11 protein-coding genes are annotated in these 13,663 nt (G+C 30.6%); 1 reads left to right on the top strand and 10 read right to left on the bottom strand.

Annotated elements, in window-relative coordinates; translation table 11 throughout:
• Positions 1 to 2: 2 nt before the first annotated feature.
• The 10 genes from HMPREF0078_RS08790 to HMPREF0078_RS08745 form a co-directional block, all read right to left on the bottom strand.
• Positions 3 to 1,322, bottom strand: coding sequence for a glutathionylspermidine synthase family protein (locus HMPREF0078_RS08790; RefSeq protein WP_004839915.1), 1,320 nt, complete (start codon positions 1,320 to 1,322; stop codon positions 3 to 5).
• 19 nt (positions 1,323 to 1,341) lie between these two features.
• Complete coding sequence (locus tag HMPREF0078_RS08785) at positions 1,342 to 1,566, bottom strand: DUF951 domain-containing protein (RefSeq protein WP_004839914.1); 225 nt, start codon at positions 1,564 to 1,566, stop codon at positions 1,342 to 1,344.
• The gene (locus tag HMPREF0078_RS08780) at positions 1,553 to 2,428 is read right to left on the bottom strand and encodes a mechanosensitive ion channel family protein (RefSeq protein WP_004839913.1); all 876 of its coding nucleotides are present in this window, start codon (positions 2,426 to 2,428) and stop codon (positions 1,553 to 1,555) included. The genes HMPREF0078_RS08785 and HMPREF0078_RS08780 overlap by 14 nt, the downstream gene beginning before the upstream one ends.
• Positions 2,421 to 2,939, bottom strand: a complete 519-nt coding sequence (locus HMPREF0078_RS08775) for an SGNH/GDSL hydrolase family protein (protein ID WP_004839912.1) — start codon at positions 2,937 to 2,939, stop codon at positions 2,421 to 2,423. The genes HMPREF0078_RS08780 and HMPREF0078_RS08775 overlap by 8 nt, the downstream gene beginning before the upstream one ends.
• On the bottom strand, positions 2,939 to 4,930 hold the full coding sequence (locus HMPREF0078_RS08770; protein WP_004839910.1) for an alpha-amylase family glycosyl hydrolase: 1,992 nt from the start codon (positions 4,928 to 4,930) through the stop codon (positions 2,939 to 2,941). Before HMPREF0078_RS08770 ends, HMPREF0078_RS08775 begins: the two co-directional genes overlap by 1 nt.
• Positions 4,931 to 4,956: 26 nt before the next feature.
• The gene (fusA, locus tag HMPREF0078_RS08765; protein ID WP_039920691.1) at positions 4,957 to 7,017 is read right to left on the bottom strand and encodes an elongation factor G; all 2,061 of its coding nucleotides are present in this window, start codon (positions 7,015 to 7,017) and stop codon (positions 4,957 to 4,959) included.
• Between the two features lie 420 nt (positions 7,018 to 7,437).
• Positions 7,438 to 7,806, bottom strand: coding sequence for a DUF956 family protein (locus tag HMPREF0078_RS08760; RefSeq protein WP_004839906.1), 369 nt, complete (start codon positions 7,804 to 7,806; stop codon positions 7,438 to 7,440).
• A complete protein-coding gene (locus tag HMPREF0078_RS08755; RefSeq protein ID WP_004839903.1) occupies positions 7,806 to 8,735 on the bottom strand; it encodes a PTS system mannose/fructose/sorbose family transporter subunit IID in 930 nt (309 codons plus the stop codon). The genes HMPREF0078_RS08760 and HMPREF0078_RS08755 overlap by 1 nt, the downstream gene beginning before the upstream one ends.
• A gap of 8 nt (positions 8,736 to 8,743) precedes the next feature.
• Complete coding sequence (locus HMPREF0078_RS08750) at positions 8,744 to 9,553, bottom strand: PTS mannose/fructose/sorbose transporter subunit IIC (RefSeq protein WP_004839902.1); 810 nt, start codon at positions 9,551 to 9,553, stop codon at positions 8,744 to 8,746.
• A gap of 9 nt (positions 9,554 to 9,562) precedes the next feature.
• A complete protein-coding gene (locus HMPREF0078_RS08745; protein WP_004839900.1) occupies positions 9,563 to 10,564 on the bottom strand; it encodes a PTS sugar transporter subunit IIB in 1,002 nt (333 codons plus the stop codon).
• Between the two features lie 170 nt (positions 10,565 to 10,734).
• Between HMPREF0078_RS08745 and HMPREF0078_RS08740 the strand changes: the two genes are divergently transcribed.
• Positions 10,735 to 13,593, top strand: a complete 2,859-nt coding sequence (locus HMPREF0078_RS08740) for an insulinase family protein (protein WP_004839898.1) — start codon at positions 10,735 to 10,737, stop codon at positions 13,591 to 13,593.
• Positions 13,594 to 13,663: the final 70 nt, after the last annotated feature.

Raw genomic sequence — 13,663 nt, 5'->3', positions numbered from 1 at the left:
GTTTATTTTTCTTTTATGCCTAGCGAACTTACTACGTAATATTCTCTTGCTGAGCTTATCATTGCTGCGTTTCCTATTCTCATATATGGGGCTATAAATTTTTTATTGTAGGCAAATAGTCCTGTTACGTATGAAAAGTTTTCTAAACTTGCTTTTTCTTTTTCCATTTTTATAAATTTCATTGGGCTTACTGTGTAATATTCTTGGTAAATGTAATTTTTATTTTTTATTTCTTCTAAGATTTTTTCAAATTCTTTTTTTGTGTGTTCTTTTCCTACGTAGATTCCGTGTGATGCGTAGCCTTGGATTGGTTTTAATATATATTTGTCCTTGTTTGCTACCAATTTCTCTTTGTCTTTTTCGTAATTTAATTTTTCTGTGTATGGTATGTGTTTTTTTATAAATTCATTTTCTTTTTCTGATAGGATTTTTTGGCTTTCTTCTAGCCTTAGTATTCTAAATATATCTTTTGTGTAAAAAAGTGTTGACCTAAATGAGCCTATGCTTATTATTTCATCGTTGAGATATGCGTCTATCAGATTTTTCCCTATATCTTTGTTTTCTATTAAATCGCTTGTTACAAGTCTTCTATAGACTAGATTAATTTTCATATCTTCTATATATAGGCCATTATTTTTTCTTTCTAAATCTTTTAGGTTTGCAATTTTGCAATTGTGACCTCTTTTATTAAATAGATTTTTTATAGTTTCAAATTCTATGTTGTCAAATTCTATTATGTCGACTATGGCTATGTTTATTTTTTCTTTTTTGCCTTTTATTGAAAAATATAAATCTTCTATTGAATCTACCAAACTTTCTAGTAGGTTTATATGATTTATTTGATATTTTTCTTCTAGTTTTTTTATGGCTTTGGAATCTTTCATCAAATCTGCCAAAGACTTATCTTCTAGCATGGCTGATGAGCCGTCTGTGTTTAGCTCGCAAAATTTATAGTCTTCTTTGCCATCATACATTACGTCAAATCTTGCTATTGGTGTTGAAATGTCATAGCCTGGATCTTTTAGGATCAATTTTTCTGTCAAAGGATCTAGGTCGAATAATTTTCTGTAATTTTCGTTTTCTAGGTATTCTTTTGTGACTTTTTCTACTATAGACATAAAAATATTTATCATTTCATCATAGAGTTTGAAATCTTTTGTGTCGTAAAAATACGCATCATACAAGGTAGGTAGAACTTCTTCTTTGTAGGTTGCCCCGTATTCTTTTCTTTTGTCTAATAAATTTTGGTAATCTTTTCTATAGTCTTTATAATCTTCGTTTATTATTTTTATATAATCATCTTTTATCTTGTCGTTTATCATTAATTCCTTTTTTTCTCCTCTAATCTTCTGGATTGTAATTTACTATCGATACAAATTTCCCGTTTTTATCTTGAATTTTTCTAATTCTTTTGTCGAAATCTGTTCTTTTTAGCCAAACTAATTTATCACAACCCAAACATCTTAACTTCATATCTGCACCCATTCTTTCGATTTTCCATTTATTTTCTCCGCACGGATGAGATTTTTTTAGGCTAACTATATCGTTTAATTTATATTTTTTCATAAATTTCCTCTTCTAATAAACTACTTTTTATTTTTCTTTTTTCCATTTCTTCTTTTATAAGCTCTCTTACTTTCCTTGAAATCTCCCATTGCATTCCTGCTTTTACCAGGGATGTCACCCTTACTGTGTAGGAGAAATCCTTAAATTCGTGTATTTCAAAAAAACTCAAATCTTCTATAAAAACATTTTTATATTTTGGCATTGTTTTTATTTGTTGAGATACGCTTTTTATCATCGCTTTTACTTCATCAAGCTTTGTATCATTTGATACGCAAAAATATGCCTCACTTTTTTGAGCTCCCCTATCAAAATTTTGGACATTTGTTATGTTTGAATTTGGAATAATGTGAAGTGAGCCGTTGTAATCTCTGATTTTTGTAATTCTAAGATTAACCTCTTCGACAGTCCCTTCAACTCCAGAGCATGAAACCCATTCGCCAACTCTTATCTTGTCATCAAATATTATCAAAACTCCCTTTACAAAATCTGCAATAAGAGTTTGAGCTCCAAGAGCTATGGCTATACCACCAATTCCTGCTGTAGCTATAAGACTTGATGTGTTGACTCCAAAAATATCCAAAATCATAGTTATGGCAATAAAAATTATAAGTATCCTAATTATAGAATAAAAAATCCTTGATAGGGTTTCAAGTTTTGCTGTATTTCTTTTTGCTTTGCTTTTGTTTCTCTCAAAAAACTTTCTTATTATTTTATGAACTAATTTTAATGTAATAAAACACAATAACAAAACAATTAGGACAGAAATAATATCTATAGTAATTTTATTTCGCATAAAATCTGGTAAAAGAGAGCTCTTTGCAACCATCTTGTCAATATTTTCAATATCTTCTAATTCATTCATTTATATCATCCTCTATAATTTTTAAAATTTCACAAGCAAGCTTTTCGTGAAAAATTTTACCCATGTGCAAACCATCAAGATAATAGGGCTTGATTTTTCTAGAATCAACTTTCAAACAATCAAAGTTCAAAAGTTTTTTTGCAAATTCATTTATTTTTTCATTTACATATCCATAAATCGGATAAGAATCTTCCTCCTCTATTAAAGGCGGTATAATTATAATATTTTTTCTGGCAGTAGATAAATTTAATATACTTTTGACATTTGAATATGCAAGATTCACACTTTTGCCATTCAAAAAGTCATTTGACCCACCAAAAATTATCAGATAATCTACATCTTTGTATTTATTTTTGATTTTTTCATACCTTTTAACCATATCAGAACTTGTAGAACCGCTTATTCCAAAATTTATAATTTCAAAACCCGCCTTAGTTAAAAAGCGGGTGTAATTATTGCATTCTACAAGATAACCTTGGGTAAAGGAATCTCCAAGAGCAAGTATTCTCATTATTTTACCTTCTTTAGGGCAAGGGCCGTTCTTGATGGAATATAAATTTCAATTCCATCGTAGTCAGTATTTTCTAAATTTTTGGATTCATAAATAAAATCTTTTGAAATTCTTCCAAGTCCACCAAATTTTTCATCGTCAGTATCCAAAATCACTTTAAATTTTCCCTTATCGTGGATTGGTACTTGGAAAGAATCGTAGGAATTTTGTGGGTGGAAATTGAAAATATAAACTATATCCCCATTTCTGTAGGCAATAACTTTCCTATCATTATCAAGCCATAGCCTAAAAATATCATTTCCTAATTGCTTATTTTTTTTGATTTGGTCAATCATTTTTTCATCCCATTTCAAAAGCCAATCGTATTTTAATAGGTCATTGTCAGCCAAAGACCAAAGACGTCTTGCGTAATGGAAAGAATAATTATTGCCTTCTCTTGGAAAATCTATCCATTCAGGATGACCAAATTCATTCCCCATAAAATTCAAATAAGATTCTGCGCCCATGGATATTGTAATCCATCTTATCATTTTGTGAAGAGCAATCGCCCTATCAATTATGATATTGTGGGTTGTTTTTTCCATATCCCAATACATGGAAGAATCTGCAAGTCTAAAAATCGTAGTTTTTGAACCAACAAGAGCTTGGTCGTGGCTTTCTACATAAGAAATTCTAGCTTCGGATGGTCTAGAAGTTGAAAGCTCGTACCACATTTTTCCCATGTCCCAATCTTCATCTCGTTTTTCTAGGGCCTTTTCCCAAAAATCTGGCATACCCATAGAAAGTCTATAGTCAAAACCAATTCCTCCATCTTTAATTGGTAGACACATTCCAGGCATAGCTGACATATCTTCAGCAATTGTTATGGCATTTTTCTTAACTTCTCTTATAAGTTCATTGGCAAGTTGAAGATAATTTATAGCTTCAATATCGGTATTCATAGAAAAATATTTTGAATAATTATCAAAATTTTCTCCCCTACCGTGATTTTTATAAATCATTGATGTAACTCCATCAAATCTAAAACCATCAAAATGAAATTCCTCAAGCCAATATTTTATATTTGAAAGAAGAAAATGGCATACTCCAGGTTTGTGATAATCAAATAATTTAGAATCCCAATCAGGATGATTTCCCTCATCGCCTTCATGGAAAAATTGGTAGTCTGTTCCATCGAAAAGATTTATTCCCTCAATAGTATTTTTTACAGCATGGGAATGAACCAAATCCATTATTACATTTAAACCCATTTCGTGGGCAGTATTTATTAAAGATTTTAAATCATCATTTTCTCCATACCAAGAAGAAGGAGCAAAGAAATTTGAAACTTGGTAGCCAAAAGATCCATAATATGGATGTTCAGCTATAGCCATAAGTTGGACTGTATTGTAGCCTTCTTTTTTAATTCTTGGCAAAATATTTTTTTCAAATTCTTTGTAAGTTCCAACACCCTCTCTTTCACAAGCCATACCAATGTGGGCTTCATAGATTAGAAGATCGTGGTTTTTAATTTTAAATTTATCATCTGTCCATTTAAATTTTTTCCTAGGATTTTCTACAATTGCAGAAAAATCTAAATTTTCATCTCTTTCAACCCTTCTTGCAAAAAGAGGAATCCTATCTTGGATGCTTTCTCCATAGTCAACCATAACTTTCACTCTGGATTTGTGTGGAATAGTCCTAATTCCTTTAACAAAAATCTCCCAATCTTCGCCATTAATTTTCTTTAGAGGATGGGAATGTCTATCCCAATTGTTAAAATCTCCAATTAGATAAAGTCCCTTGGCGTTTGGAGCCCATTCCCTATAAATCCATCCAGTTTTTACCTTGTGAAAGCCATAATAATTGTGGGCATTGGCAAAATCTTTTAATTTTTCGCCTTTTTTCAAAAGTCTAGCCTTTTGTTTTTCATATTCATCCATTCTCAGATTTATATCATTTTTGTAATCCTTGATCCAAGGATCAATTTCCAAAATCTTCCAATCTTTCATTATTTGCCCCTTTTCTATACTATTTTTTATTCTTTTTTATTTTCCTCAATAATTTTTTCTGTTATTTCTTTTGGAACTTCTTCATATTTGTCAAATTCCATTGAGAATGATCCACGAGCCTGTGTCATTGATCTTAAATCTATTGAATATTTTAAAACTTCACTTTCTGGTGCAAGAGCTGAAATGATTTGTGAGCCATCTTCTTGTGGTTCCATGCCCAAAATCTTTCCACGTCTTTTGTTCATATCTCCCATTACATCGCCCATGTACTTCTCATCAACTTTAATTTCAAGTTTCATTATAGGCTCAAGCAAAATTGGTTTTGCTTCAACGATTCCTTTTTTGAAAGCAAGTCTTGCTGCTGATTTGAAGGCTTGTTCGTTTGAATCTACTGGGTGGTAAGAGCCATCATACAAAGTAGCTTTTATTCCAACAACCTTATATCCAGCAAGAGGACCTTCGTCCATAGAATCGCGAAGTCCCTTTTCTACAGCAGGGAAATAATTTTTAGGAACTGCTCCACCAAATACTTCCTCATCAAAAACAAATTCCTCATCGCATGGTTCAAATCTAATAAATACATCTCCATATTGACCTGCACCACCAGATTGTTTTTTGTGTTTACCTTGAACATCAGATTTTCCCTTGATAGTTTCTCTGTAAGGGATTTTTAAATCAACAATTTTTGTATTAACAGAATAGTTTTCTTTTAATTTATCCATCAAAACTTCAAGTTGAACATTACCAAGTCCTGCCAAAACTTCTTGGTGAGTTTCAGCATCTCTTCTATCTTCAAAAGTAGGATCTTCTTCTGATAATTTTTTCAAAGCAGCTGAAATTTTATCCTCATCATTTTTACTTTCAGCTTCAATTGCATAATATAAAACTGGTCTTGGATATTTAATTTTCTTATATTCTATAGGACTTTCTTTTGTGCATAAAGAATCTCCAGTTTGAAGAATATCCTGTTTAGAAAATGCTCCAATATCTCCAGCAACAATTTTTTCCGCTTTAAATTGTTCTTTTCCTCTTAAATAGAAAATATTTGAAGCCTTTAATTCCTTGTCCTTACTTATATCATAGAAATTTTGATCTTTTTTAATAGCTCCAGATAAAACCTTAAATATTGAAATCTTACCCAAAAATGGATCAGCAATTGTTTTAAATACAACAGCAGAAAAAGGACTATCTTCGCTAACTTCAAATTCTTCATAATCATCAGTAACTCTAAATCCAATATTTGCAGCCTTGTGGTCAGGAGATGGCATATATTTTGTAATAACATCCATCAACAAATCAAGACCAATATTTTTCTCCAAGCTACCAGCAACTAAAGGAACAGCATTACCATTTATAATTGCCTTTCTAAAACCTTCTTTAAATTCTTCTTCAGTAAAACTTTCGCCTGAAAAATATTTATCCATCAATTCATCATCACTTTCAGCAACAACTTCTTGGATTTCTTCATAAACAGCATTTACTTCTTCAACTCTGATTTCAGGTATTTCAACCTCTTCTACCTTACCATCAACATATTTAAAAGCTTTTTTATCTATAACATCGATCAAACCTTCAAAATTTTCGCCTTCACCAAGGGTTAAGGTTAGTGGGATTATTTTTTTGGAGAAATCTATGTGTAGGTCACTAACTACTTGATTGAATTTGGCATTTTCTTTATCCAATTTATTTACAAAAATAATTCTTGGCAAAGAAATATTTTCTGTATATTTCCAATATTTTTCAGTTCCTACTTCGATTCCATTTTCTCCATCAATTACAAACAAAGCTGACTCACTTGCTCTAAGAGCATTTAATACTTCTCCTTCAAAATCAAAAAATCCAGGAGCATCGATAAAGTTTACCTTGTAATCCTTATATTCAACAGGAATTATTGAGGTTTGGATTGAAATTTTTCTTTTAATTTCTTGTTTTTCATAGTCAGATACAGTATTACCGTCCGCTACTTTTCCAACCCTGTTAATAGCCTTTGTAAAATATAGCAAAGATTCAGTCAAGGAAGTTTTCCCTGCTCCTGAATGCCCTACTAAAGCTAAATTCCTTAATTTGTTTGTTTTATAATCTTTCATAATAAAATAACCTCCGTTTTGTCGATGAAAACATTTTTTCATTCTATGTATATTTATATACCCATTTTATTAAATTAACTAAAATTTTTTATCAAAATTAAATAATTTATCTTTGCAAATATTTTCATTGTTAAAAATAAAGGTAAACTTATTATTAAAATATCAAATTACAATAAAAAAAGACTTGGAAATATCCAAGCCAGATAGTTTAAAAAGTATACAAATCCTCATGCTAAGAATAGAATACGTAAAAATTTGATTTGATTTCAAATTTCAAAATTCGTCAAGAAATCGCACTGTTTGAGAGCGTAGCTTGAGTTTGCGATTTTAGAATTTTGAAATTTAGAAATCAACAATTTTTGGAGTCAGATATTCGTGCTTGAGGGTTTGTTTACGATCTGACTTAGAAAAAATCCAAGTCTATTTTTTAATTAAATTTTTAATACCTCTTTTTATTACCTCAAAAAATGATAGAGACCTTCTCAACTTATTTGACTCAATATAATTATTTAAAGCTCTCAAAGTTTTTTTATTATCCTTTGTTGTAAAAACAAAATTGCCACTTTCTTTTGTGTGAATCGCAAATCTATTTATTTTTTTGCCAAATATAACTGACGCACTCACAAAAGAAATTTCCTTGTAAGGAATTTGTATATAATCTTCTACATTTTTTTCATTATAAAATTCAAAGGCCTTATCGCCTACCATTATATTTCCATCAGAGGTAAATCCATTAAGGCATCTTCCCTTAATGGATAAGTCTACATTTTTATTTTGACTTTGAACCATTACATGATTCCAAGTACAGATGCTATTATTCCTATTATAAATAAAGCAACTATTATAACAATTGGAGATACATTTTTCTTTAATAATTTACAAATTCCAAGTGTTAATAACATTGGAACAAGTCCTGGTATTAATTGGTTTAAGTTATCTTGTAAAGTTGTAACTTTAACTTGATCAAGGCCTGCTGATCCTAATTGATCGTAAAGTTTAAAGGCTTCTTGAAGCCCCTTGCTACCTGTTGATAAAGAATTCCAATCAATAAATGATCCTGCTTGTTGAGTTACTTCTGATACGTTTACAGTAAATGTTACATTTACCCATCTTTGTACCAAAGCGCCAACTATAAACATACCAACAATTGATGCAACCAAGTTTACTTTTCCTAAAAGTCCACCAGATAAATCTTTTGTAATTTCATTTCCTACTTTGTAACCAAATTCTTGAGTTTTCCACTCAAATGCCATTCTTATAATATTCCAAAATACAAAAAATATTATTGGTCCAATAATATTTCCTGTTAAAGCTATTGATGCACCAAGAGCTCCAAGTATTGGTCTTGCTGTAAACCAGAAAACTGGATCACCAACACCTGCCAAAGGTCCCATCATTCCTACTTTAACAGAGTTTATTGTTTTATCTTCAATAGGAGCTCCATTTGCTTTTTCTTCTTCCATAGCAAGAGTAACTCCCATTACTGGGCTTGAAAGATATGGGTGAGTATTATAAAACTCTAAGTGTCTTTTTAAAGCAGATTTTCTTTCTTCATCTGTTTTATATAATTTTTTGATAGCAGGAATTATTGAATAACACCAGCCACCGTTTTGCATACGTTCATAATTCCAAGAACCTTGTAGGAGTTGATGACGATTAAATACTTTTATCCTATCAGATCTTGATAATTCTATTCTTTTTTCATTTACTTCAGTCATATTTCCTCCTAATAATCATTTATAATATCGCCAAGTGGATCTCCAGTATTAGCTGATCCATTTGATGAAGATGATTCTTTAAGTTTTAAATAGATAAGTGCAAGTGAAAATCCTACTACACCAAGTCCGATTAGAGTTAGTTGTGGGATTGCTGCAACTGCAAAACCAATTGCAAAAAATGGCCAAGTTTCTTTTGTACTCATCATATTAATTACCATCGCATAACCTACTGCTGCAACCATTCCTCCGCCTACTTCCATACCATGAGTTAACCAACCTGGCATAGAATTTAAAACGCCTGTTACAACTTTTGGTGAAACAAAACAAAGTGCTGCTGCAGGAACAGCAATTCTAAGTCCTTGCATCAAAACTGCAAGTATATGAAGAACTTCAATTTTTCTGAAATTTCCTTCTTCTGCTGCTGCATCCATTCCGTGAACTATTGGAATTGATAAAGTTCTTGCTATCATTGTCAAAAATAGACCTGCTACTGAAAGTGGTATAGCAACAGCTATTGATGTGTTTATTGCATTATCTACATTTCCTGAGCCATCTTGTAGAGCTAAAACCATGATAATAGCACTTGCAACTGATGCCAAAGCCGCATCCGGAGCTACTGCTGCTCCAACATTTGCCCAACCAAGAGCAATCATTTGAAGAGCACCGCCAAGCATAATTCCTTCTTTTAAATGTCCACTTACAAGTCCAATCAAAGTACAAGCAACGATTGGTTGATGGAATTGGAATTGATCTAGGATTCCTTCCATACCCGCAAGTAGAGCAACTATAACAATTAAAATAATACTAATTGCTGACATAATTCCTCCTTAAGCCAAACCAAGTTCTGATTTTGCTTTTTTCATAATATTTGTAAAGTTTTCAGGCTGATTTGCTGGAACTTTTCTTACATCGATTTTTATTCCCTTATCAAGTAATTTTTCAAAAGTTTCAACATCTTCTTTTCCCATAGAAACGGTAGAAGTTACATAAGCCTTTCCTTGTGAGTGAGCCATAGAGCCAAGATTTATTTCTTTTAAATCTGCGCCTTTTTCGATAAGAGCTAAAGCATCTTGTGGTGTTTCGAATAATAGCATTGCTCTTGTATCTCCAAAACGTGGATCTTCAAAAATTTCTGCCATTTTCCAAATTGGCACAACGTGAGCCTTAACTCCTGGAGGAGCAGCCTCCATTATCATTGACTTACGCAAAGCATCTTCACTTACATTGTCACTTACGACAATAATTCTTGTTGGATTTGTAGATTTTGTCCAACTTGTAGCAACTTGTCCATGAAGTAATCTTGTATCAATCCTTGCAAGAACAACATCAATTTTTCCATCTCCAATTACAGTTCCTTCTGGAATTGTTCCAGTATGTTTTGGAAGATTTTCTTTTGAATCATCTTTTGCATTAGATTTATTGTAATCGTCCATCAAGGATTCTGGTTTAGTTTTTACTCCTTCTTTGGCAGGCTCTAATAAAACTTTTGCAAGATCATGTGATTTTTCTTCCATAAGTCTTGAGCCAAGCGCCTCAATTAGCATGGGTAAATTAAGTCCGGTAAGAACTGCCCACTTTTCTTCATTTCCATCCATTAGAGCTGAAACTTGGTTAAAAGGTGTTCCACCCCAAAGGTCAACTAAGAAAAGTATTTGTTCACAATCAAGTTTTTTGATTTTTTCTTCAAGATCTTTTCTCAAATCATCAGGACCCATTGAAGGTAAGAGAACTGCTGTTTCGAGTTTTTCTTGTTCTCCAAAAATCATTTCACCTGATTGTCTTATACCTTGAGCAAATTCTCCGTGACTTGCCAGTATAATACCTATCATTTACTTCCCTCCTTAAATTAAATTGATTTATTAAATAAACCTAGTTTTATTTTACACTATATCAAGAAATTTTTTAAATATTTTTTTAAAAATTAATTTTTTCCTATTAATGAGATGAAATTTATTTAAGAGTATAGTTTTAGTAATAAATATAAAGAAAGGATTTATTAATGGAAAAATATATTTTAAGAAAAAATAAAAAATTTGAAAAACTTGGTCTGGATGTTTTTTTGTATGAACATAAAAAATCTGGAGCAAGGATTAATTATATAAAAACCGATGACAAAAACAAAACTTTTGCAATTGCTTTTAAAACTCCACCAGAATCTTCAAAGGGGATTTCTCACATTTTGGAACATTCTGTTTTAAATGGTTCAAAAAAATATAGGACTAAAGAGCCTTTTATGGATATGATTGCATCAAGTCTTCAAACTTTTTTAAATGCAATGACCTATCCTGATAAAACTGTTTATCCTGTTGCAAGCGAAAATGATAAGGATTTTTTTAACCTCCAAGATGTTTATTTGGATGCAGTTTTTAATCCAAAAGTTTTAGATAAGGAAGAAATTTTCTTGCAAGAAGGAAAATCTATAAAAATTGATGAAAATGGAAAATTTTCTGTATCGGGCGTTGTTTACAATGAAATGAAAGGTGCCACTACAAATCCAGATACTATTATTTTAAATGAAATAAATAAATATCTTTATAAAAACTCCTGCTACCAATATGTTTCTGGCGGAAATCCTTATGATATTTCCAAATTAAGTTATGATGAATTTTTAGACTTTTATAAAAGATTTTACCACCCATCAAACGCTGAAATTTTTTATTATGGAAATATGGATATTGGGAAATATTTAAAAAATCTTGATGAGGAATATTTGTCCCACTATGAGAAAAAAGAAATTATTGCAGATTGCAAGGTAGTTGAAAATTATTACCAAAAACCAATTTTTACTTCTTATCAATCAAACAATGAAGATAAAAATAAATCATATCTGACATATTCATTTTTAACTAACGAAAGAGCTAATATAAAAGACCAACTTGCAAACGCAATTTTATCAATCGCTCTTTTCAACTCAGATTCTTCTGAAATTTCTCAAAGAATTTACAAGGAAATTGGACCTGAAAGTTTTTATGCAAGGACTGGCTATGGTCAAAGATCCTCAATTCAAATTACAGCCCAAGGCACATCAGATGAAAATTTGGATAGGTTCGTAGAAATTATTGAAGAAGAGCTTAAAAAATATGCCCAACATATTCCAAAAGATTCCCTAAAAGCAGCCCACGCTCTTTTCGATTTTTCTCAAAGAGAGCAAATGAATTCAGCATCAAAGGGAATTGAATATATACTCATGCACAATTTGGATAATGAAATTTTTGATAGCCTAAATTTAATTGACTATATAAACGAATTGGGAGATTTGATTGATGCTGATTATTTTGAAAAACAAGTTAGGAAATATTTTATTAATAACAAGACTAAATTAGTTCTTGTGGCAAAGCCTGATAAGGATTATTTTAAAAATATTGAAGAAAAAATCGACCAGGATTTGGAAAATTTGAAAAAATCCCTATCAGATGAAGAAGTTGATACATTAAAGAAAAAGGAAGAAAAATTAAAAACCTTCCAAGAAAAAGAAGATTCAAAAGAAGATAAGGCTACAATTCCAACTCTTGAAATTAGTGATGTAGACCTTGATATCGAAAAAGTTCCAAGAAAAATCGAGGATGATGATTTTAAATTTATCTACCACGACCTTGACAGTGCTGGGATGATTTACAATGAATTTTTCTTTGACGTAAATCACATGGGCCTTGAAAATCTCAAATATCTTTGTCTAATTTCAGATTTTTTGGGATCAATTGATACAAAAGATCATTCCTACCAAAAATTGGATGATTTAATTCCAATAAATATGGCAGGTCTTAATTTTACAATCCAAAATATAAAAAATAAGGACGGGGAAATTAATAATTTTATAAAAATTTCTTTTAAGACTACTATAGATAGGTATGAAAATTCTTTGAATATTGTAAAAGAAATAATGAATGAATCTGTTTTTGATGATGAAAAAAGAATTGAGGATATTTTAAAACAAATCAAGGCCTTGTTTGAAATGAATATGTATGATTCAGGACACAGCCTTGCCCTAACTCGTTCTTTTTCACATTTTGATAAACTTTCATACATCAAAGATGAGCTAAATGGTTTTGGATATTATGAATTTATAAAGAAAATTTTCATAGATGTAGAAGAAGATTTTATTACTTTCAAGGAAAAATTAGAAGATTTATACAAGGAAATTTTCTCAAAAAATCTATTAGTTAATATAACATCATCAAAAAATGATTATGAAAAAGTAAAGGCTTATATAAAGAAAGAATTTTCAGACCTTGAAAAAACCAAAAAAGAAAAAGGAAATATTGATTTTCATAAGTCCTATTATAAAGAAGCAATTTTGTCTGATGCAAATGTAAATTATGTGTCTGTGGGAGGAGATTTAGAAGAATTTTCTGATAAAAAATTAAATCTTTTGGCCCTTTGTTCATCAATTATTTCAAATCCTTACCTTCACGATTTAATTCGTGCAAAAGGCGGAGCTTATGGAGCAGGTCTTATGGTTGATAAGTACGGAAATATTGGGACCTATTCTTACAGGGACCCTCACATAAGAAAAACAGTGGAAAATTATAAAAAAATCCCTGAGATTTTAGAAAATTTAAAACTTGATCCAAATGATTTGAAAAACCAAAAAATTTCAAAAATGGGCTCATATTTAAAACCCCAATCTCTTCAAGCCAAGACTTCTTTGGATTTTCTAAGATATTTGCAAGGATTTTCTTATAAGGAGCTTGAAGAAAAGCTTCTTGATATAAAAAATGCTAGCTTAGATGATATAATTGATTTGAAAGATGATTACAAAAATATTTTGGACAAAAACAATCTTACAGTTTTTGGAAATAGAGAAAAATTAAGGGAAAATGAAAATTATTTTGATAAAATAATAGATTTAGATTCTTAAATATCCTGATTTTATTATTAATTTATTTAATTTTTACTATTGTATATTAAATAAATATTAAGATAGTTTT

This window comes from Anaerococcus vaginalis ATCC 51170 (assembly GCF_000163295.1).
Classification (GTDB): domain Bacteria; phylum Bacillota; class Clostridia; order Tissierellales; family Peptoniphilaceae; genus Anaerococcus; species Anaerococcus vaginalis.
This window is presented reverse-complemented; position numbering and strand designations above follow the sequence as displayed.

What these genes read in the sequence shown, in the direction of transcription:
- HMPREF0078_RS08790 (WP_004839915.1), bottom strand. Translation starts at nt 1,322, where the DNA reads ATGATAAACGACAAGATAAAAGATGATTATATAAAAATAATAAACGAA.
- HMPREF0078_RS08785 (WP_004839914.1), bottom strand. Translation starts at nt 1,566, where the DNA reads ATGAAAAAATATAAATTAAACGATATAGTTAGCCTAAAAAAATCTCAT.
- HMPREF0078_RS08780 (WP_004839913.1), bottom strand. Translation starts at nt 2,428, where the DNA reads ATGAATGAATTAGAAGATATTGAAAATATTGACAAGATGGTTGCAAAG.
- HMPREF0078_RS08775 (WP_004839912.1), bottom strand. Translation starts at nt 2,939, where the DNA reads ATGAGAATACTTGCTCTTGGAGATTCCTTTACCCAAGGTTATCTTGTA.
- HMPREF0078_RS08770 (WP_004839910.1), bottom strand. Translation starts at nt 4,930, where the DNA reads ATGAAAGATTGGAAGATTTTGGAAATTGATCCTTGGATCAAGGATTAC.
- fusA (WP_039920691.1), bottom strand. Translation starts at nt 7,017, where the DNA reads ATGAAAGATTATAAAACAAACAAATTAAGGAATTTAGCTTTAGTAGGG.
- HMPREF0078_RS08760 (WP_004839906.1), bottom strand. Translation starts at nt 7,806, where the DNA reads ATGGTTCAAAGTCAAAATAAAAATGTAGACTTATCCATTAAGGGAAGA.
- HMPREF0078_RS08755 (WP_004839903.1), bottom strand. Translation starts at nt 8,735, where the DNA reads ATGACTGAAGTAAATGAAAAAAGAATAGAATTATCAAGATCTGATAGG.
- HMPREF0078_RS08750 (WP_004839902.1), bottom strand. Translation starts at nt 9,553, where the DNA reads ATGTCAGCAATTAGTATTATTTTAATTGTTATAGTTGCTCTACTTGCG.
- HMPREF0078_RS08745 (WP_004839900.1), bottom strand. Translation starts at nt 10,564, where the DNA reads ATGATAGGTATTATACTGGCAAGTCACGGAGAATTTGCTCAAGGTATA.
- HMPREF0078_RS08740 (WP_004839898.1), top strand. Translation starts at nt 10,735, where the DNA reads ATGGAAAAATATATTTTAAGAAAAAATAAAAAATTTGAAAAACTTGGT.